Raw genomic sequence first — 19,982 nt, forward strand, 5'->3', positions numbered from 1 at the left:
AATGACAAAAGTAAAAATTGTAACGGATTCTTCGGTTACTATTGAACCGGAAGTGGTTAAAGAATTTGATATTACTGTTGTTCCACTATCTGTAATGATTGATAGTGTCCTTTATTCAGATGCAGATCTTGAAGAAGGAGAATTTCTTCGCTTGATGCAAGCAAGTAAAAATCTTCCTAAGACTAGTCAACCACCAGTGGGACTCTTTGCAGAGATTTTTGAAGAACTTGGGAAAGACGGTAGCAAGATCCTAGCAATTCATATGTCCCATGCCCTTTCTGGAACTGTAGAAGCAGCGCGTCAAGGAGCAAGTTTGTCAACAGCAGATGTCACTGTTTTGGATAGTTCATTCACAGATCAGGCCTTGAAGTTCCAAGTTGTGGAAGCTGCTAAACTAGCTCAAGAAGGAAAAGACCTTGAAACTATTCTAACCCATGTAGAGGATGTAAAAAATCACACTGAACTCTACATCGGTGTTTCTACCTTGGAAAACCTTGTAAAAGGTGGCCGTATTGGTCGTGTTACTGGTCTCTTAAGTTCACTTTTAAATATTCGCGTCGTTATGCAAATGAAAGACCATGAGCTTCAACCGATTGTCAAAGGACGTGGTTCAAAAACCTTTAAGAAATGGTTGGATGAGTTAGTAGCCACTCTTTCAAATCGTTCAGTAGCTGAGATTGGTATTTCATATGCAGGTACAAATGAATTTGCAAACGAGATGAAAGCTGTTCTACAACCTTACGTTGAAAAACCGATTTCAGTCCTAGAAACAGGCTCAATTATCCAAACTCACACCGGAGAAAACGCCTGGGCGATCTTAATTCGCTATAATTCCTAAAAAAATGAAGAAAAATTGAGATAAAAGGTGTTTTTGACTTGACCTAAAAGGAATTTTAGGTTATGATTATAAGTGTTAATTAGAAATAATTTTGGAGGATTCATTAACATGGCAAACAAACAAGATTTGATCGCTAAAGTAGCAGAAGCTACAGAATTGACTAAGAAAGATTCAGCAGCAGCAGTTGACGCTGTATTCGCAGCTGTAACTGAATTCCTTTCAGCTGGTGAAAAAGTTCAATTGATCGGTTTTGGTAACTTCGAAGTTCGTAAACGTGCAGCTCGTAAAGGTCGCAACCCACAAACTGGTAAAGAAATCAAAATCAAAGCTTCTAAAGTTCCAGCATTCAAAGCTGGTAAAGCTCTTAAAGAAGCAGTTAAATAACGATTTTATAAAAAACCTATTAATCAAGCGTCAAGCTTGGTTCGTAGGTTTTTTTGTTTTATAGAGGACTTGTTACGAAAGTAGAAGTAGAAATGAGAATTGGGACTATTATAAGCTATAAAAAAATTAAAGCTTGAAAAAAAAAAAGAAACAAAAAAACAACTCCGAATCGAAGTTGTTTTTTTGTTTAACCGTATACAAGTGATGCGGTTGATTATTTGAGACCGTATTTTTTGTTGAAACGATCCACGCGTCCATCTGCTTGAGTGAACTTTTGACGTCCAGTGTAGAATGGGTGTGAGTCTGATGAAATTTCCACACGGATCAATGGGTAAGTTTCGCCTTCGAACTCAACTGTTTCGCTAGAGCGTTTTGTTGAACCGCTAAGGAATTTGTAACCAGTAGTTGTGTCCATGAAGACAACTGGGCGATATTCTGGATGGATATCTTTTTTCATTTTGCAATATTTCCTTTCTGCCATGGTCTCTTTGCGAGCCATAGATTGTTACCATACTAGTCTATCAGATTCTGAAAAGTTTGGCAAGCTTTTTATCTATTTTTCAGCAAGTTTTTTAATTTTTGGTAGATGAGCTCATTCTCTTCTAAACTATAGGAATTAGCTCCGCTGGCAAGAGGATGACCACCGCCATCATGTTCTTTTGCGACACCATTGATAGGGACAAATTTACTGCGAAGACGTACGCGATAGTGACCATCTGCTTGCTCCACAAAGATTCCCCAAAGGCTAACAGTATCAATACGGCCCGGAGCGCCAACGATGGCTGCTGTTTCCGCATCAGTAACTTCGTATTTCTTCAAGATTTCTTGGGTGAGAATAACACGAGCAGCACCATTTTCATCAACTTCTAAGTGGTCATAAACATAACCCTGGAGTTTGGCAATCTTAAAGCTCATAGTATCCATTTTACGAGTTAATTCAGCGTAGTCAAAGTTATGTTCTCTGAGTTGACTTGAGATACGAAGCGTACGTGCAGAAGTAGAAGGGTAGAGAAAACGGCCGGTATCACCAATAATTCCAGCGCAGAGCATTTTAGCAGCGTAGTCGGATAATTCTAAGTTAGTTGCTTCAGCAAAGAGAGCAATCATCTCACTCGCACTACTAGAATTCGTATCTACCCAAACAAGATCGCCGTAGACTTCGTCATTTGGATGGTGGTCAATTTTGATAATAGTCTCAGCATTAAGATAACGTTTATCATCAATACGTGCTGTGTTTGCTGTATCACAGATAATGGCAAGTGCACCTTGATAGTCTATGTCCTCTACCTGATCCATTTTAGCAAGCCAGGTTAAGGTCGGTTCATTAAAACCAACTACTTTTATCGTTTTTTCTGGAAAATGATGCTCAAGCAAGGCTTTTAAACCTACCTGACTCCCCAGAGCGTCAGGATCTGGTTTCATATGACGGTGGATGATAATAGTATCATATTCTTTAATTTTTTCTAAAATTTGATGGCAAATTTCCATAAATAACCTCAATTCTTTCTCATTTCATTGTAGCACAAGAGTTTTTATTTTTAAAATGAAAAAGATGTGATATAATGGAGAAAGATTAATTGAGGAGGACCTTATGGCATTAGCAAAAATTGTATTTGCCAGTATGACCGGTAATACTGAAGAAATCGCTGATATTGTAGCAGATAAATTAAGAGAATGTGGTTTAGAAGTGGATGTTGATGAGTGTACAACCGTTGACGCTTCTGACTTTTTAGAAGCAGACATCGCCATTGTCGCAACCTATACTTACGGAGATGGAGAATTACCAGATGAGATGATGGACTTCTACGAAGATCTAGCAGACCTCAACTTGAGCGGTAAAATCTATGGTGTAGTCGGATCAGGTGATACTTTCTACGATGAATTCTGTAAAGCTGTTGATGATTTCGACCGAGTATTTATCGCTACTGGAGCTGAAAAGGGTTCAGAGTGCGTTAAAGTTGACCTTTCTGCCGAGGAAGAAGATATTGAACGCTTGGAGCAATTCGCTGAAGAATTGGCTGCCAAAGTGGGATAAGTATGAAGTTGCACTGATGATAGATGTCAGTGCAGTTTTTATTAAGCAGGATTAGGACTTTACTAGCCTATTTAGTGCTTTTTTTGTACAATTGTTCAATTAAAAAGGAGACTCTATGGATTTAGATAATATTCGAAAAGAAATCGATAAAATCGATGACCAGATCGTTCAACTTTTAGAAGAGAGGATGCATTTAGTTGAAGGAGTAGTTGCCTATAAAAAAGCTTCAGGAAAACCTATTCTAGATACTAAAAGAGAAGAAGTTATCTTTGAAAAAGTCAAAAGTCGTGTAGGCAATAAAAAATACGAAGATACAATTGTTGAGACTTTTTCAGATATTCTCAAACGTTCACGTGATTATCAGGATAAAACGATCAAATGAAAAAAGAAAAATTTTACCCTCTAGGAATCTTTCTAGCAGGTATGCTGGGAGGAATTGTGCGTTTTCAGATTTCGAGATGGTTGCCATCTAGTCCAGACTTCCCATGGGGAACACTAGTAGTCAACTATTTAGGAATTTTTTGCCTTGTCTACCTTGTAAAAGGTTATCTGGTTTATAAGGGAAGTAGTAAAGGCACTATTCTAGCGCTTGGAACAGGGTTCTGTGGCGGCTTAACGACATTTTCTAGTCTAATATTAGACGCTGTGAAATTAGTGGACACAGGGCGCTATCTGAGCTTAGTCATCTATTTACTTTTGAGTATCGGTGGTGGACTTCTATTTGCTTATTGTCTAGGGAGGAAGAAATGGTAGTAATCTATCTAGCACTTGCTTGTGGACTGGGTGCTCTTGTTCGTTATTTCTTTTCCCGTTATAATCAAGGGTCAGTGCTACCACTAGGAACACTCATAGCTAATCTTCTAGGTTGTTTTTTGATTGGATTATGCTATAACCATGTAGAGTCAAAAGAAGTCTATTCTATACTTGCAACTGGTTTTTGTGGTGGTTTGACTACTTTCTCAACTTTGAATGATGAACTCCAAAGACTGATCAATGACAAGAAGGCATTTTATAGTTATTTATTATTAACCTACTTGCTTGGTTTTCTTGCAATTTTTTTGGGAATTTTGCTTTAAATTTCTTTACTTTTTCTAGGAAATTTGATAAACTGTATCATGTGTGTAATGGACGCACAAAAATACAGTTTATCCGCTGAGGAAGTTTCCTCAAGATTGACAAAGATAGGAGAATAAAATGAATCCATTAATCCAAAGCTTGACTGAAGGTCAACTTCGTACAGATATTCCTTCATTCCGTCCTGGTGACACTGTTCGTGTACACGCGAAAGTTGTCGAAGGAAACCGTGAACGTGTTCAGATCTTTGAAGGTGTTGTTATTGCACGTAAAGGTGCTGGCATCTCAGAAAACTACACAGTTCGTAAAATCTCTAACGGTGTAGGTGTTGAACGTATCTTCCCAATCCACACTCCACGTGTTGAAAAGATCGAAGTTGTTCGTTACGGTAAAGTACGTCGTGCGAAATTGTACTACTTGCGTGCTCTTCAAGGTAAGGCAGCTCGTATCAAAGAAATCCGTCGTTAATTCGATGAACAAAACTCTGCTGCAAGGCAGGGTTTTTCTCTAGCTCCCTTAGTTCAATGGATATAACAACTCCCTCCTAAGGAGTAGTTGCAGGTTCGATTCCTGCAGGGGGCATTTTAAGAAGCGTAAAGAAACGTAAAGAATATTCAAAGTGTTTATTTATAGGCAATCATCACAATTTAGTTTTTTAAAATAGGATAGTATATTTTGTTTTTTTGACCAAACGTTGACCAAAATTTGACCAAAAATTAGATTTAAGTTAATGAATATAGAATAAAGTGGATCAGGAAGCTGGTCTATTTTATTTTGTATTTATTGAATAAAAGTGGTCTATTTTAGCTTGACAAATATACGCATAATGTGTATAATGATAAATGAATAAGCGTAAGGAGGTAACGACTATATATGCCACTTACAGGTAAAGAAATGGTGAAACTAGCTCTTGAGAATGGATGGGTTGAAGTTCGCCAAAAGGGAAGTCATCATCATTTTAAGAAAGAGGGTTTTTCTTATCTTGTTACGATTCCAGTCCATGGAAATGAAGATTTGGCAAGGGGGTTGGAAAGAAAGATTCTCAAAGATTTAGGATTGTAAGTTTTGCTTTCCTAAGTCTTTTTTAAATCGGAGGTAGTAGAATGTTGGAGGTAGTAGAATGTTAAAAACGTATCCAGCTATTTTTCATAAAGAAGGAACAGGATATTGGGTAGAATTTCCAGAATTTGGTGGTGGTACAGAAGGAAAAAATATTGAGGAAGCAATGAAAAATGCTCGTGAAATGCTTGAAAATGTTTTAGCTTCCTATATTGATGAAGGTATAGAGTTGCCTTCACCAAGTGATATTTTAAAGATTGAAGTTTCAGATGGTTTTGTATCAATGATTCAAGTAGATCCTGCGCCTTTTGTGAGAAGTAATAAGGCAATTAGGAAGAACGTGACCGTTCCTGAATGGTTAGTTCGTCTTGCTGACCGAGAGAAAATTAACTATTCAGAAGTTTTGGCTCAAGCATTAGAAAAGAAGTTGCAAGTTTAAACTTAAATACTGTGTTTAATATATATAAAAATTTGAATTGTCTTTCTAAAAGTGATTCAATAGATATACAAGATAAAAAGGAGAATTGATATGTCACAAATTGCTGTAAGAGTAGATGATAAATTAAAAAAAGATGCTACTGAAGTTTTTAGTGAATTGGGTTTAGATATGACAACTGCTGTGAAGTTGTTTTTAAAACAAAGTGTGTTGACGAGAAGTATTCCTTTTGAGTTGAAACTTAATGCAGATTATGAAATTGAGTTAGAAAATGGTGATTATATTCGTACAAGAAGTGTAGATGAATATAATGAAGTTACTCAAAATGCTTTCAAAGAGAGTATAGAGAAATATGAAAATGAAGGAATAACAAAATGTTCTGAAAGTGTAGATGATTATTTTGAAAGAATGGTAAGAGAAAATGCTTAGTTATGAGTTCTCGAATAGATATAATAAAGATTTGGCTAAAATAATTAAGCGTGGAATAGATATAACTCCTATCAATGAAGCTGTTAAGAAGATAATAAATGATGAAGAATTAGGTTTTGAATATAAAAAGCATGTTTTAGAGCCTAGAAAAAGAATACCGAAGTTATGGGAAATTCATATTGGTGGGAGAAAGTCTGATTTACTTATGATTTATTATTACCTAGAAAGAGGTACTCATGTTGTTTTTGAACGTGTAGGTACTCATTCAGATTTATTTTAAGGAGATAGAAAATGGAGATTAAAGAAATAATTTATCAGGATAGAGTTCCCAAAAACATGATTTCAAAATTTAATTACTTTGTAAGAGATTTTTTAAATGAGTATTCTGATCAGCTAGATGAAATGGAAGCTGGTTCAGAAATGGTTGTAAAAAAAGAATATGAAGGCGATTTAGAAGTCTATTTTGTTAAGATTAGGTTTAAAAGAAAAGGTGGTGGCTTTTTTACTGGCAATTTGAATAATGAATTAGCAGTAACTTGTAATGATGAATTTTGGGGAAATGTTATTCTTGAATAGAAAATAAAAACACTATCATTAGATAGTGTTATTTTTTTTGTTTTCATTGTAGAAATGGGTCGCTATTTCTTTAACGTAGCTTTCGTATTTTGAAGGAATATCAGCATTTTTGAGATAGTCCTGATAATTGAAGCTATCATCTATTGGATATTCGCTGTTCACTAAACTCATAAAATCAAGGATTCGTCCTTTTTCGCTATCATTTTCTATATGATTTCTGAAGGTGTCTATTTGAGATAGTGAGTTATTGCAATCATCATTGATTAGATGGTGTTTTTCATGTAGTAGAACGTTTATTTTCTCGATTTCTGATGTATCGGCTCGAAGAAAGATGAAGTGTTTATTCTTTGCTAGAACGTATCTTCCTTTAGTTGATAGGTCTTTAAGAATGATAACTTTACAATTTAAGTGTTCAATCTCTGTTATAACTTTGTTTAGGTTCATAGTTATTTTTTATTTGAAAAGTATTCGTTTAGATAGTTCTTTATAATTTCTCTATCATGTTCTGTGATAGGTGTACCATCATAGGCAACTGAATTATCAATAGCAGTATCAAGGTCAATATCTGAATCAGGATCAGGAATATCTGTTTCGCCAAGTAGAAAGTCAGTTGAAACATTAAAAAAGTTTGCAATCTTTTGTAATGTGGTTCGTGAAGGTTTTCTAGTACCTTTTTCCCAATTTTGGTATGATGGTTGGCTAGTACCTAGATTATCAGCCATTTCTTTTTGAGTATATCCATTTTCTATTCTAAGATTTTTTAGGCGAATTGAGAACATTTTTAGTCCTTTCAAAAAAAATTAAAAAATTTTTAAAAAGTGTTGACAATATATCAAAAACGATATATAATAGATATATCGAAAGTGATATAGCGCTTTAGAGGGAATTTTTTATAGTTTTCTTAATTAAATCAACAGTTTCATCTGAGAGTAGTTGGTTCTTGTAAGAGATTTTATCAGCGTTGAGGATCGATTCGATACGAACCGTTCCATCAGATAAAAGTTCTTCGATAGAAACACCAAAGAAATTAGAAAACATTTCAAGAGTTGTGAGTGTAGGTTTTCGCCGTCCGCTTTCCCATTGTTGGTAAGCTGGTTGAGAAATATTTAATTTCTCAGCAATTTCCATTTGAGTTAGATTGCTTTTCAATCTTAATTCTTTTAATTTTTTAGAAAACATAAAAAAGTTTTAAAAACCTATTGACGATATAGTCAAAAAGTTATATAATAGAAATATAATCAAATGACAATAAAAAGTCAATACCTTTCATAAAATAAATGAGGAGTATAAAATGAGCAATTCTACATTTTCAAACAAAGAAAAAACAAAGTTACAAATGTTCTCATTTATTTCAGATATTTCAAGAATTTGTGAAGATAATCTTGAAATGGTAGAGAGTCTTAAAGATAAATATGATATGCAAGGATTTTCTGAAATTTGTTTAAGTGATATTGAGCGAGTTTCATTGATGTATCGTCAAGCACTTGCTAAGGTTTTATTGAAGATGGATGAGGAAATAAATGATGTTCCTTCGGAAGATTATTCTGACTTTAAAACTATTTTGTTTGATTAGGGAAGATAATTTCGTTACCTTTACGGATTGGAATTGATAAAGTTATTTTCCCTTTTGACTGATGTTTTAAAGCCTTGTTCATATTCTTGACTTTATCGTATTTTCTTTTAGTGATTTTGTTGTTATCTTGGTAACAATTTCTGTTGTGAGAGTTAAAATCATCTTTAAGATGGTTTCCCTGTAAAACGTAGGGGTGTTTGCTTTTACTCATAATAATTATCCTTTTATTTAATTTAGTGGTTGTTTAGTATAAACAATAGTCATTTGCTTATACTAAAGAACTATTAAAACAAAAAGTTTAATAGTTTGTTCTTTGAAAATTAAATAAAAAACGTGTCAGGCAATGACTTTGATATACACTGACTAACACGAGTATTAAATGTAGCAATTTAATTATAAGTGAAAAATAGTAAAATGTCAAGTTTTGTTTGATTGTAGATATGTTTCATGGAGTTTAGTTGTAACAAAATAAGCTAGGTAAAAACCTAGCCTACTACTAAAATAACAATCTTATAATCGTATAGATTGTAAATGCGATTGTCATTCTAGGGATTGTGTCTAAACAATCTTTGTAAAGTGAAATAAATAGTTTCACGATAGCATAGATGAATAAAAACAATCTGATGAGAACGTTTTTCATATCCGCACCTCCTTTTTAAGATAACTTTGAATGAGCTAAATCTATTCAAAGTTTGCTTTCAAGTTATCTTTATAAAGGAGAGGGAAAGAAGTATTCTCGGTTGAATTCTATCATAGAGCAGACGAGAAATCAAGCTAGGTAGTATTTTATATAGCTAGATTCCATGAAATGTATCTACAAAACTTTATAGATTCTAAACTCTTAGCCAACCTTTCTTAGTAAGACTACGGAAAGCACGGATAACGTACAATTTCAAAAATTGTGCAAGAGGTTGTCACATCTGGAAAAAGTTTCTTGAAAACAAAAATCCAGCAAAGTGTGTTTCCATATTACTAAGCTGTTTTGGCAAGGAGTTTAGAGTTTGTAAAGTTCATGTTGGGTGTTTCGTCCTTTCGCCTGAGTAGATGAGAAAAGGGAACTGACGGCTGTGGTGCAGTCAATGATACTTTGAAGAGGTAGCTAGAGTGAGATAGTGAGGCTTTATCGTATGGTCGGTGTGTAAGAGTAAAATCTTGCTAATGCCTATGGGTAAGGAAGAGGGGGTATTGAGTTATCTTTAAATCTGTGACCTTGGCGAAGGGAGTAGGCTGACAAGCTGAAAGTGTGCGAAGATAAGAGCATACAAAAAAAGAGTAACAAGAAAAGGCTTTGAAATATAAGCCTTTTTATTTTATTCAAAAAAGGAAATTGACAATAATTTGATTTTTATAAAACAGGTTTTGTCCTGATAAAGATTGAAAGTATTGTTAGTTTTCACAAGGGAATATAAGTAGTATTCTTTTATGCAAACTAACAATATGAGTAGAGAATAGAAAAGAGGAAAGATGGATATTTTGATCTACTTAGTAAGAGTTGGAATACTATTGTATGCACTTATTTTATTTATGTTTTTGATTTATTTGATGTTTAGTCATTTGATAATTCTGCTTGTATTTGTATTATTTGTGGTTTTCTTTGTGATTTTCACATGAAAGTAGAAAGGAAAAGGATTTATGCTGAATGTGTCAATGGGACTTCGATTGTATCGAGAGAAGAATAATAAGTCGAAAGAGGACTTAGCGAAGTATTTAGAGATTCAACCGAAAGCGTATATGCGTTATGAAACTGGTGAACGTGAACCTAGTCTTGAGAAGTTGTATAAATTGGCTTATTTTTATAATTGTAAGATTGACGATTTTATCGATGTTGAAGAAAATTTTAGTGTTGATCGAGATAAAGTTGTTTCAACTAAAGATTTAGATAATTTGGGTTGTCATCATCAGTTTTCTCATGGTTTGGTAAGCATGTTGACAGAAGGTAAAAGTCATGAAGAAATGATTCGTTTTATTAAAGATGATAAGACTAAGTATGTTTTAAAATCTGAAGTGAAACAGTATCTATTGGATTTGGTAGATAAGATTGATAAGAGTTAGAGAAGAGGTGAGTAAAATCGTATCTGTGGAATGGAAAGGAGAAGATGATGTAAGAACATATTCAGAAGAATGGATTCGTAGGGAATACCTGCGAATATATAGTAGGTTCTGCTGGAATCTAAAAATTTATGCTCACGTTAAGAGGGGCGCTGATGTTTATGTATCGTCTAAAAAATGTTGTAAAGATTTGTTTGATAGGTTGTGTGCTATGGGTCAAATAACAAGTGGTTTTTATCAAAAGATTGATAAACGTATTGAGCGTACATATAACCATTTTTTAGAAACAGGAGAAATTATTGAATTTGGCTAGGAGAAAAAAATGAAAGTTAAATCTTCAATATTGTTACTTTCAACGGTAACGTTACTTGCTTATGGCAATAGTGTAGTTCATGCTGACAGTGGTTGGGAATCAAAAATCTCACAACTGGAAAGACAGAAAGAAGAAATTGCTAAAAAGAATGGTGTTACTAGCTATGCTAGTGATGGTCGCTGGTATTCTTTGGTTGAATCTGAAAATAAGATCAAAGAATTAGAAGGGAATATCAATCAACTAAAAACACCGTATAGTGAAAAGAACACTATTAAGGTTAGTTCAGAATATGTTCAGGCTCTCAAAGATTACTACAATTATAAGAAAAGTGATTCTGAAAGAGATAGGGCAGAAGCAATATTAAAGGCAGAAAGTAAGAAATTACGTTTACAGGAAGATAAATTTATTTCGAATGTTGTTGATCAAGTAGAAGTTTATGATGTCAATAATCTTCCTAAAGATGTGAAAATTGAATTGAATTATTTTGCTTTAAATATGCTGAATCAAGTCAGAAAACAGATGGGGTTACCTCAATTAACTTTGGCTAATTCGTCTATTGATTTTGCTGACAAGCTATCTAAGAAGGTTCGTGAAGCTGATAGGAGTGTTTTTGATTGGCATTATGTGAAGGGTATAAATGATATAGCTAGAGAATATGGTTTACCTACCTCTAGCAAAGAAGATGAACAAAGAGAAACAGGTGGACAGTTCTATGAAAATTCATTTGCTTTGAGTGGTGTCACAAGTGATATGACTAAAGCAGATATGAAAAAATGGATTTACTATTCTATTGTAGAATTTTTATATAATGGTTCTGAATTTTCTCATGCTCAATCAATAGCTGGTATAAAATATGGTAAAAGTTATAAGAATGAATATCTTGGAATATCTTTACACTATCTTAAAGATGGGTTAGGTATTAGCTATATTACTGTGTCTGATAACGAATTATCAAAAGCGAAAAAGACTACCTTTAAAAAAGATAGTCCTTTGAATACTACTGAAAACAATAGAAAATCATTGTTATCTATAAAAGAAAAAGAATTGCAGACAGAAAAAGGTAAGTATGAGAAGATTAAGTCTGCGTATGATAGCTATGATCGTATTGATAAAAAAATAAAAGAAGAAAAAGAAAAGGAGAAAAAAGAAAAAGAGAAAAGAGAAGAGCAGAATAAAAAGAATAATGTACCTGTTAAACCTTCAAAACCTGCTACGCAAAACAAGGAAAAACCGAATGATTCTAGTAAGAAAAAGGTTAACCCTGTTATTGAAAAAAATGGGTGGAAAAAAGAGAATGGTTATTGGTATTATTATAAAAATGGGAATCGTGTAACTAATTCATGGCAGGGTTCATACTATTTGAAGTCAGATGGTAAGATGGCTGATAATGAATGGATTTATGATTCGTATTATAGTTCTTGGTTTTATTTAAAATCAGGTGGTGCTTATATAAATAGTGCTTGGTATTATGATTCGTATTATCAATCTTGGTATTACTTTAAGTCAGGTGGATATATGGCTAAGAATAGCTGGCAGGGTTCATACTATTTGAAGTCTAGTGGTGCTATGGCTAAGAATGAGTGGATTTATGATTCATATTATGGTGGCTGGTACTATTTGAAGAATAGTGGAGTTTATGCACGTTCTGAGTGGATTCAAGATAGATATTGGGTTGATTACTCAGGAAGATGGGTATAGTCTTTAAAGTCAGTTAAACTGGCTTTTTTTATTGGAAGAAAAGGAGAAAAGATGATTTTAATTGTGTTTAAGCGATCTCGTTCACCATCTTAAAAAAACGAGGTTAGAAAAAAATAAAAAAATGATTTAAAAAAAAGGAGAAATATAATGTTAAAATCAAATCAATATAAGGCTTATGGTTCAATCCGTAAAACAAAATTTGGAGCGTGTGGAGTTATTCTTGCGCTTGCTATGTTGGGTGTTGCTTTTGGAAGCAATAGTGTATCTGCTAATGAAGTTTCAACTGAAAAAACTGTTGCAGTAGAAAAGAAAACTGAAGTAGAAGTTCCTATCTCTCATGAAAAACTTGATAAAGCTGTTACTGAAGCTAAAAATGCTGGAGTAAATGTAGAAGTAGGTGTTGTTCAAGATAAAGGTGTTGCAACCTCTGAAACAGTAGCAGAAAAGAAAAAAGAAATTGAAGCTGATTATGTGAAGCAGGAAAAAAATGTCAAAACTGTGACTGATGATTATTCTTCTAAGGTAGATAAAACTACTAAAGAGCGTGAAGTAATCGAAAAAGAAAACAGGTCTAAACAAGAAGCGTATGACAAAGCTGTAAAAGAACATGAAGCAGAAGTCAAACGTATTGAAGCTGAAAATAAAGCTATTCTTGCTGATAATGCTAAGAAAGAAGCTGAAACCAAAGCTGAAAATAAGCGTATCGCAAAGGATAACGCTGAAAAAGAAGCTATTTATAATAAAAATGTAGCAGACCAGAAAGCCTATAATGAAAAGGTTGAAAAAGAAAATGCTGGTCTAAAAGCTGATTATGATAAGAAGTTGGCTGGTTACAATAAAGAGTTGACTGCTTACAATAAGCAAAAAGAAGAACTTGCTAAGAAGGGTGTAAAAGCTGAAAAACCTCATATTAAGGTTTATGGTGATTATGATGAAAGTCAACGTGGAAGCGTTAATTATTATGGAAAATTGACTGCTTCTTTTGAAGGAATTGATGGACTTACAAAAGTTAAAGATTATATTGGACTTCATGATGATACTACAATTAGCGCAAGTCGCCCTGATCTTCTTCGTGATGTAAATGGATATTTTAAACAGATTTATAATCCTAAAGCTGGTGATTCATTTACGTTACATAATATTGCTGAAGATGATAAAGGTCAAAAAATTTCTGCTCGTTTTACTTTTAATAAAGTAGAAGCTGAGTGGCAGGAAAATGGAAAACCTTTATCAGCAACTAAGATTACAATTCACAATAAGGATAATAGTGGCTCTATTAATTTTGTATATGGGAATTTAGTTGAATTTAATACAAAAATTGATTATTTCTATGAAAAAGGTCATAAAAAAGCGAATTTGGCTATTGTTTCAATGTTTAATGACGTTGATTATGGTCAAGAATTTAACATGACTTATGAAGATGGTTCAGAAGGAGTTGTTTTAAATCCGAATGGTTCTAAAGTAGAAAAAGTAACTCGTAATGGGAAGAATTATTATAAGGGTGAATATAAGACAGCTTGGAAAACTGATGTACCTGATCTTGGTGTAAAAGCTGGTGATCTTGGATATGATAATGTTAAAGATGAAGCAGATATTCCACTTGGTTCAGTAGTTTCTGTTGGTTATGGTTCTACTTTGAATTTTGCTTATCATAATGGAGAAGGAGTTCACTCTGCTAAGAAAGTTGCTTTAGAGCGTAAATGGGCGAAAAGTAATGCAGAAAAAGAAGGCAAAGAAATGCCTTCTGATGGTTCAATCTTTGGAGATAGTGGCTGGGCAGTCGGATTGTTTGGTAAAGCAAGTGCAACGGTTCCAATCAATATTTTGACAAAACCTCCTGTTGAGCCTAACTATCAGCCAAAAGATACTAAGGAAATTCCTAAACCTAAATTGGAAAAACCAAAAGAGTTTGTACCTCGTACAACACTTCCAACTCCCCCTGCTCCAACTCCACCAGAGAAGAAAAAAATTCCTGAAATGCCTTTAGTTCCTACCGTTAAGGTAAACTTCGCACGTCTGCGTGTGAAACCATCAACTCCAAAACCTGTGAAGGCTATCAAAGATAATTACGCAAATAATATTGATGGAGTAAATACATTTGATAAGAATGTGAAATTTAGTCTAACAACTGACTACAAGCCATATTCAACATTTACTACAGACTCAAAAACCTATGGTAAAACATGGGCTATGGTTGATGATGTTCAAGATGGGGCTTACAAGGTAGATGACAGCAAAATTACTATGAAGGATTCTGCTGGTAAAGATGTTAAGGCTTTGTTTAATATGTACCATGTTTTTTCAGAAAAACAACGTACAAAAGAAATTCAAGGTATTTTGAAAGAAGCTGGGTTGAATCCAAAAGGTGAGTTCTATATGTTTGTTGCTAAAGACTCTGCTTCATTCTATAAGAATTATGTAAGACAGGCTAAGAATATCACGATTGATCTTCCTGCTCGTTTATTGGTTGAAAAAGGACAGATTGTGAAAAATGAATTCCAACAAATTGATTTTGGAAATAGCTTTGTTTCTAATTTGGTAACAGTTCAAGTACCTGATGTGAAACCTGAAAAACACGCTTTGGATCAAAAAGACGATAAGAAGATTCGTGATGGTGAAGAAATTCAGATTGGTCAGTTCTTACGCTATCTTTTGGACGGTGTGACCGTTCCTAGCAAGCACGATACACTTTATCAGTATGATGGTATTGATAAGTTAGATGTGAAGCATGACCGCTATACTGGAAATTGGTCAGGAATCATTCGTGGTACTGAATATGTAGCTGGAAAAGATATGGTGTTACCTTATGATGTAGTCCTTTCTGATGGAAAAGTTGTTAAGGCTGGAGATAAAGTTCCTAAAGGCTCTAGCTATGCTTTCCAATTTAAGTTTGATCAAAGTACAAATTCTGATTTCATTAAGAAGATTGTTAAAGTAACATGGAATGAAAAAGATGGTAAATGGTCATATGCTATTGACAAAGATTTCTTGAACTCTTTAGGAGTTAAAGGCACGTTTGATGCAGATTTTTATATCGAAGTTGAACGTATTGCAAGTGGAGAAATCGAAAACAAATTTGTGAACATTGTAAATAGTCAAGAAATGGAAGCAAAAGTTGTAACTCATACTCCTGAGCCTAAGAAACCACAAGAACCGAAAAAACCAGCTTTACCGAATACTGGTACTGCTGAATCTTCACTTGGTTTGTTTGGTCTAGCTGGTGTACTTGCAACTGTGCTTGGTGTAGCTGGTCTTAAACGTAAAGAAGATTAGTCTATTTGTTAAGGGCGATTAAAACAGGAAAATCGCCCTTTTTATTTTTAAAAAATATATATAATAAGAGGTATAGAAAATGGCAAAAATTAAAAAAATCCCTGTTGGGTTGGAAGCGATTGGAACAAAAGTAGTTGTAAATCCAAAATATCGTGAAGTTGTGACTGGTAACGGTGAAAATTTCGTTCCATTCCGTGAGTTTGAACTTTCAGGAGATCAACAAAATAGCGTGACTGTTCGTGTATATGGAATTAACAATTCTGATACTCCAAAAGCAAAAGGTTTGACTATTGTTAAGTCTGTATTAGGACTTAATTTCGTAACTCGTTTGGTTGGTCGAAAAGAAGAAATTCAATTTGAAGCAAGTGAATTGCGTTTTGAAAAATAAGAAAAAGGAGAAATAAAAAATGGCTTTTAATATTCGTAAATTTAACAATGCAGAAATTCCTGTAAATGTGAAGGAAAAATTCGGTACATTTACTTTTCTTGGTTTTGATGAAAACTGGAAAATGGTAGAAGGTGAAGCTGTTGATTATCCTACTCATGCTGAAGTTTTCTCAGACAAAATGCAAGAAACTATTGCGATCAAGTTGGAAGAAGGTATTTCAGTAGAAGATATTCCGTTCATGTCAGAAGTTGAAATTGTAGGACAAGCAACAATTTGGATTTATGATTACGAAGATACAGTATATCGTGGTAACAACAATGTTTCTGAAATTAAGGCGCTTGCTTTCTCATTGCGTGCTGAAAATATTAAGCGTGTTGGTGCTGGTGCTGGTGTAACTGCTCAACCTAAACAAGAGCAGAAGCAAGAACAAAAACAAGAGCATAAAGGCTAATTGATAAAGGAGAAAAGATATGGGTTTGTTTCCTGCGTATAGAGGAATCAAGATTAAGCCTTACATGGTAAATCTTAGATACTTTATCTTTTCTTTTTTCTTTTTGTTATTTAGTCCTGCGCTTGTAGTTTATGGTTATTTAAACTTTGAAAAAATTAAGATTTTAGATATAGCAGCTATTGTTATTCTTGTGATTCTATTGGTAGTATTTATTGTTTTAAGTATTTATCTAACATGGTTTTCACAAGAAAGATTCTTTCTTTTTCAAAAGTTAGAAAGACTGTCTAAACTGGCTTTCTTTTTGAAAGAGAATGGTTATACCTATACAAAGAAGGTAAAACGTGAATCAGGTACTATTGATAAAGTTGTGTTTCCTGCTGTTTACATGAAACAGAATCGCTATGATCTTGATGTGGCTTTTAAAATGGCTGGTAACAAGTTTCAAGAGAAGTTTAAGAAGATTGGTAGTGAGTTAGAAACAACTTTCTTTATGGACTTTATGGAAGTTCAGGACGATATAAAGTTTAAGACTTACAAATTAGCCTATTCTGCTTTTTTGAATCGTATCAAGGTAACTGATGTCAATTATTCTGATAAAGGTATTCAACTGATGAAGAATCTTTACTGGAATCCTATTGATGATCCTCATTTGCTGGTAGTCGGTGGTACTGGTGGTGGTAAGACTGTTCTATTAAGAACTCTGATTCGTGCTTTAGCGAAAGAAGGTGTAGCTGATATTGGTGATCCAAAACAAGCTGACTTTGTAACTATGGCAGAACAGAAGGCTTTTGAAGGGCGAATTTCATATAATGCTGAAGATATAGTAGCTATGATCGAAAGAGGGGTAGATATTATGTTTGCACGATATGCCTATATTCGTCAAAAACGAGCTGAAAATGGCGATAAGGATATGAAGAAGTATTATGAGTATGGATTAGAGCCTTATTTCCTAGTCTGTGATGAATACAATGCCTTGTGTGCTATGCTGGACTTTCAAACTAGACAGCGTTTAGATAATGCTATGGGTCAATTCTTGCTTCTTGGAAGGCAAGCTGGCTGTTTTGGAATAATAGCTATGCAGAAGCCTGCAAGGGAAGATTTAGGCTCAAAATTGCAAGCTAACATTAACTTTCGTATATCTGTTGGCCGATTGGACGAGATCAGTTATGATCTAGCCTTTGGCGAAGTCAATAGAAATAAAGAATTTAAGTATGTGAAGTTTGTAGGTGGTAAGCGTGTTTATGGTAGAGGTTATGCTTGTGTCTATGGAGAAGTAGCAAGGGAATTTTATTCACCATTGCTTGAAAAGAAATTCTCATTCTATGATGAATATGAGAAGATTGAAAGACGAGAAAATCCTTTCAATCCTTTAGAAAATCCTGAAGCTGTTCTTTCCGAAGAAGAAAAACAAGCCTTACAGGAAGAAATGCAGGCTAAAGAAGAACTTGAAAAAGGAACAGTTAAAAAAGCTAGTCCTGAATTAGTTCAAGAATTGATGAAAAGTCAACAAAAAGAAGAAGAAAATCTTGGTGATCTACAAAAGGCAAGTGATTTTTCTATGTCAATCAATGTTAGCTTTGCTTCTGTTCAAAATCTTTTGAAAAAATTAGAAGAAAAGGAAAAAATGGTTGTTCTAAGAAAAGATGGTATTTTGTATTTGGATAAAAATCAGATGTCTTTGGTCAAAGATTTGTTTGAATTAAAAAAAATTACTAATCAAAATTGGAATGAAATTATAGATGATTTCCCTTTTGATGAATATGAGTGATAAAAAGAGGGTTTTCGCTCTCTTTTTTCTTTTTTAAGTGCTAGTTGGTACAATCCAGCTTGCTAGTAGCTAGTAGCAGGAGCGAGGAAGCGAGTGCGACGAGCGACTGCGCTCACTAGCGCTCACTAGCAAGCTGGATTGTGCGAATTAACCCCCTATGACTAATAGGGGGGTAGAAGGTGTGCGATAAGGTCAAAAGCCTTGATAATACTGGTTTTTTTATCTCAAAAAATGCAACATTACAAAAAAAGGAGAAATATGGAATTTAAAGAATTGAATAAAGTACAAAAAATGTACTCTTTTTCAGATCAGGAGATTTCGGACTATTTAGAAATAGATAGAGCGACACTTTATAGGTGGAAGGAAGCTGGAAAAGTTTCCGAAGCATACGATTCAAAAATTAAAGAGTTGGTCGCTTTTAAAGAAGGTGTGCGAGATAGTGGTTTCTCTTTGGAAGGTAAAGTTGACTATGTGAAGGTTACATTCAAAACAAGAGATTATATTGAAGTTATTGATAAGGTCTTAGGTTTGAAAAATAAACCTTTCTTAGAAGAAGAAAAAGGTGGTTCAGGCTATGATACAAAATATACATTTCAGTTTATCAATGTATTCATATCGAAGAAAAGGGAAGATATGGGTTGTATGATTGAGTTAAAAGGTCAGGCTTGCAGGCAATTTGAATATTACCTAGAAGAAGAACAAAAAGCAAGCTGGAGAGATTTCTTTATTCGCTGTTTTGAGTATGAGCGTGAAATTGCTGAAGGTGATGGAAAGTATATGAATATACCTCGGTTAGATATTGCGCTTGATGAAAAATATAACGAAGAAGGGAATTTTGAACTTGGTAAGCTGGTAGAACTTTGGGACGAAGGCTTGATTGATAGTCGATTGAGATTGAAGCAGATTGAAGATAATGGTGAGTATGGAAAAGCTAAAACAATTTATTTTGGATCAAGACAATCTGCCTATCATTTCTGTTTTTATCAAAAAGATATTGAGCAAGCGAAAAAACTTGGTTTTGATTTAGATTTTATTCATTCGGCTTTACAATTCAAGAATCGGTATGAAGTCCGAATGTGTGATGAAGTAGCTTTGGACTTTGTAAAAAAAGCCTTGAATCAAAAGTTGGATATGGCAAAGTTGGCTGTAAGAGTTATCAATAGCAAGATTAAGGTCTATGAGAAAGTCAATGGAAAGAAGGTTCTTAACAAAGAGTGGTATTCATTGCTGGGCGAAGTTGATCGTATTGGTTTTTCAACTGCTCCTGTTGAAGTTGGTTTTTTTGATAAACAGTATAAATGGATCAATGAAAATGTTTCAGGTGTTACTACTGTTCTTAAAACTTGGGAGAATATAACAGGTGAGCATAAGTTGAAAAAGATATTGTTTGAAGGGAATATAAGCGAAAAAAATTGGAAGAAATTAGAGCAAGCGAGGTCAGATTATGAGAAAAATTTACAGGTTGATAGGTACTGATTCAGTAGTAGTGAATAATAGTAACTTAGTTGTATCTACTGATAAAGGATTGAAGTCTATTAGTAGTTATTTTCCTAGTTTTGAAGGGAATGAAAATTTAGTAGTGATTCCTGTTGAGCCTTCAAAAATCTTTCGTACTTATTTCAAGGAATATATATTGGA

The 19,982-nt window shown here is 33.9% G+C and carries 26 protein-coding genes and 1 tRNA gene; 22 read left to right on the plus strand and 5 right to left on the minus strand.

What is annotated here, in order from left to right:
* Nucleotide 1: 1 nt before the first annotated feature.
* The gene (locus QM923_RS01820) at nt 2–838 is read left to right on the plus strand and encodes a DegV family protein (protein WP_414290642.1); all 837 of its coding nucleotides are present in this window, start codon (nt 2–4) and stop codon (nt 836–838) included.
* A 108-nt stretch (nt 839–946) separates the two neighbouring features.
* Nucleotides 947–1,222 (plus strand): HU family DNA-binding protein, encoded by a 276-nt coding sequence (locus tag QM923_RS01825; protein WP_004253345.1) that lies wholly within the window; start codon nt 947–949, stop codon nt 1,220–1,222.
* A 214-nt stretch (nt 1,223–1,436) separates the two neighbouring features.
* Here QM923_RS01825 and QM923_RS01830 read toward each other — a convergent pair whose 3' ends face one another.
* Nucleotides 1,437–1,679 carry a type B 50S ribosomal protein L31 gene (locus QM923_RS01830; protein WP_004253349.1) on the minus strand — a complete coding sequence of 81 codons (243 nt, stop codon included), beginning with the start codon at nt 1,677–1,679 and terminating at the stop codon, nt 1,437–1,439.
* Between the two features lie 92 nt (nt 1,680–1,771).
* Nucleotides 1,772–2,710, minus strand: coding sequence for a DHH family phosphoesterase (locus QM923_RS01835; RefSeq protein WP_414290643.1), 939 nt, complete (start codon nt 2,708–2,710; stop codon nt 1,772–1,774).
* 103 nt (nt 2,711–2,813) lie between these two features.
* Between QM923_RS01835 and QM923_RS01840 the strand changes: the two genes are divergently transcribed.
* The 11 genes from QM923_RS01840 to QM923_RS01890 all read left to right on the plus strand — a co-directional run bounded on the left by QM923_RS01840 (nt 2,814) and on the right by QM923_RS01890 (nt 6,831).
* Nucleotides 2,814–3,257: a flavodoxin gene (locus QM923_RS01840; protein WP_004253355.1), complete on the plus strand. Its 444-nt coding sequence runs from the start codon at nt 2,814–2,816 to the stop codon at nt 3,255–3,257.
* 115 nt (nt 3,258–3,372) lie between these two features.
* Nucleotides 3,373–3,639, plus strand: coding sequence for a chorismate mutase (locus QM923_RS01845; protein WP_414290644.1), 267 nt, complete (start codon nt 3,373–3,375; stop codon nt 3,637–3,639).
* Complete coding sequence (gene crcB, locus QM923_RS01850; protein WP_414290645.1) at nt 3,636–4,010, plus strand: fluoride efflux transporter CrcB; 375 nt, start codon at nt 3,636–3,638, stop codon at nt 4,008–4,010. The genes QM923_RS01845 and crcB (QM923_RS01850) overlap by 4 nt, the downstream gene beginning before the upstream one ends.
* Nucleotides 4,004–4,333 carry a fluoride efflux transporter CrcB gene (crcB, locus tag QM923_RS01855; RefSeq protein ID WP_414290646.1) on the plus strand — a complete coding sequence of 110 codons (330 nt, stop codon included), beginning with the start codon at nt 4,004–4,006 and terminating at the stop codon, nt 4,331–4,333. Before crcB (QM923_RS01850) ends, crcB (QM923_RS01855) begins: the two co-directional genes overlap by 7 nt.
* A 118-nt stretch (nt 4,334–4,451) precedes the next feature.
* Complete coding sequence (gene rplS, locus QM923_RS01860; protein WP_001068670.1) at nt 4,452–4,799, plus strand: 50S ribosomal protein L19; 348 nt, start codon at nt 4,452–4,454, stop codon at nt 4,797–4,799.
* A 42-nt stretch (nt 4,800–4,841) separates the two neighbouring features.
* Nucleotides 4,842–4,913 (plus strand) — tRNA-Arg (locus QM923_RS01865).
* 291 nt (nt 4,914–5,204) lie between these two features.
* Nucleotides 5,205–5,393, plus strand: a complete 189-nt coding sequence (locus tag QM923_RS01870) for a type II toxin-antitoxin system HicA family toxin (protein ID WP_414290647.1) — start codon at nt 5,205–5,207, stop codon at nt 5,391–5,393.
* 58 nt (nt 5,394–5,451) lie between these two features.
* Entirely contained in the window at nt 5,452–5,829 is a 378-nt protein-coding gene (locus QM923_RS01875; protein WP_414290648.1) for a type II toxin-antitoxin system HicB family antitoxin, read from the plus strand.
* Nucleotides 5,830–5,919: 90 nt separating this feature from the next.
* The gene (locus tag QM923_RS01880) at nt 5,920–6,255 is read left to right on the plus strand and encodes a type II toxin-antitoxin system RelB/DinJ family antitoxin (protein ID WP_414290649.1); all 336 of its coding nucleotides are present in this window, start codon (nt 5,920–5,922) and stop codon (nt 6,253–6,255) included.
* Nucleotides 6,248–6,535: a type II toxin-antitoxin system mRNA interferase toxin, RelE/StbE family gene (locus QM923_RS01885; RefSeq protein WP_414290650.1), complete on the plus strand. Its 288-nt coding sequence runs from the start codon at nt 6,248–6,250 to the stop codon at nt 6,533–6,535. Before QM923_RS01880 ends, QM923_RS01885 begins: the two co-directional genes overlap by 8 nt.
* 11 nt (nt 6,536–6,546) lie before the next feature.
* Nucleotides 6,547–6,831, plus strand: coding sequence for a hypothetical protein (locus QM923_RS01890; RefSeq protein WP_414290651.1), 285 nt, complete (start codon nt 6,547–6,549; stop codon nt 6,829–6,831).
* Nucleotides 6,832–6,849: 18 nt separating this feature from the next.
* On the opposite strand, the gene QM923_RS01895 is transcribed toward QM923_RS01890, so the two are convergent.
* The 3 genes from QM923_RS01895 to QM923_RS01905 all read right to left on the minus strand — a co-directional run bounded on the left by QM923_RS01895 (nt 6,850) and on the right by QM923_RS01905 (nt 8,010).
* On the minus strand, nt 6,850–7,275 hold the full coding sequence (locus QM923_RS01895; protein WP_414290652.1) for an ImmA/IrrE family metallo-endopeptidase: 426 nt from the start codon (nt 7,273–7,275) through the stop codon (nt 6,850–6,852).
* A 2-nt stretch (nt 7,276–7,277) separates the two neighbouring features.
* A complete protein-coding gene (locus QM923_RS01900) occupies nt 7,278–7,610 on the minus strand; it encodes a helix-turn-helix domain-containing protein (protein ID WP_414290653.1) in 333 nt (110 codons plus the stop codon).
* Between the two features lie 97 nt (nt 7,611–7,707).
* Nucleotides 7,708–8,010: a helix-turn-helix domain-containing protein gene (locus QM923_RS01905; protein ID WP_414290654.1), complete on the minus strand. Its 303-nt coding sequence runs from the start codon at nt 8,008–8,010 to the stop codon at nt 7,708–7,710.
* 112 nt (nt 8,011–8,122) lie between these two features.
* Between QM923_RS01905 and QM923_RS01910 the strand changes: the two genes are divergently transcribed.
* The 9 genes from QM923_RS01910 (at nt 8,123) to QM923_RS01950 (ending at nt 19,820) form a co-directional block, all read left to right on the plus strand.
* Nucleotides 8,123–8,404, plus strand: a complete 282-nt coding sequence (locus QM923_RS01910; protein WP_414290655.1) for a hypothetical protein — start codon at nt 8,123–8,125, stop codon at nt 8,402–8,404.
* Nucleotides 8,405–10,036: 1,632 nt separating this feature from the next.
* Complete coding sequence (locus tag QM923_RS01915) at nt 10,037–10,456, plus strand: helix-turn-helix transcriptional regulator (RefSeq protein ID WP_414290656.1); 420 nt, start codon at nt 10,037–10,039, stop codon at nt 10,454–10,456.
* A 7-nt stretch (nt 10,457–10,463) separates the two neighbouring features.
* Nucleotides 10,464–10,766, plus strand: a complete 303-nt coding sequence (locus QM923_RS01920) for a hypothetical protein (RefSeq protein WP_414290657.1) — start codon at nt 10,464–10,466, stop codon at nt 10,764–10,766.
* A 9-nt stretch (nt 10,767–10,775) separates the two neighbouring features.
* Nucleotides 10,776–12,464 (plus strand): SEC10/PgrA surface exclusion domain-containing protein, encoded by a 1,689-nt coding sequence (locus QM923_RS01925; protein ID WP_414290658.1) that lies wholly within the window; start codon nt 10,776–10,778, stop codon nt 12,462–12,464.
* Nucleotides 12,465–12,611: 147 nt separating this feature from the next.
* Nucleotides 12,612–15,737 carry an SspB-related isopeptide-forming adhesin gene (locus QM923_RS01930; protein WP_414290659.1) on the plus strand — a complete coding sequence of 1,042 codons (3,126 nt, stop codon included), beginning with the start codon at nt 12,612–12,614 and terminating at the stop codon, nt 15,735–15,737.
* A gap of 79 nt (nt 15,738–15,816) precedes the next feature.
* Nucleotides 15,817–16,125, plus strand: a complete 309-nt coding sequence (locus QM923_RS01935; RefSeq protein ID WP_414290660.1) for a hypothetical protein — start codon at nt 15,817–15,819, stop codon at nt 16,123–16,125.
* Between the two features lie 19 nt (nt 16,126–16,144).
* Nucleotides 16,145–16,576 carry a hypothetical protein gene (locus QM923_RS01940; protein WP_414290661.1) on the plus strand — a complete coding sequence of 144 codons (432 nt, stop codon included), beginning with the start codon at nt 16,145–16,147 and terminating at the stop codon, nt 16,574–16,576.
* 19 nt (nt 16,577–16,595) lie between these two features.
* The gene (locus tag QM923_RS01945; protein ID WP_414290662.1) at nt 16,596–18,344 is read left to right on the plus strand and encodes an FtsK/SpoIIIE domain-containing protein; all 1,749 of its coding nucleotides are present in this window, start codon (nt 16,596–16,598) and stop codon (nt 18,342–18,344) included.
* A gap of 258 nt (nt 18,345–18,602) precedes the next feature.
* Entirely contained in the window at nt 18,603–19,820 is a 1,218-nt protein-coding gene (locus QM923_RS01950) for a replication initiation factor domain-containing protein (protein ID WP_414290663.1), read from the plus strand.
* Nucleotides 19,821–19,982 lie beyond the last annotated feature (162 nt).

It is taken from the genome of Streptococcus infantis (assembly GCF_047463275.1).
Lineage (GTDB): Bacteria > Bacillota > Bacilli > Lactobacillales > Streptococcaceae > Streptococcus > Streptococcus infantis_AF.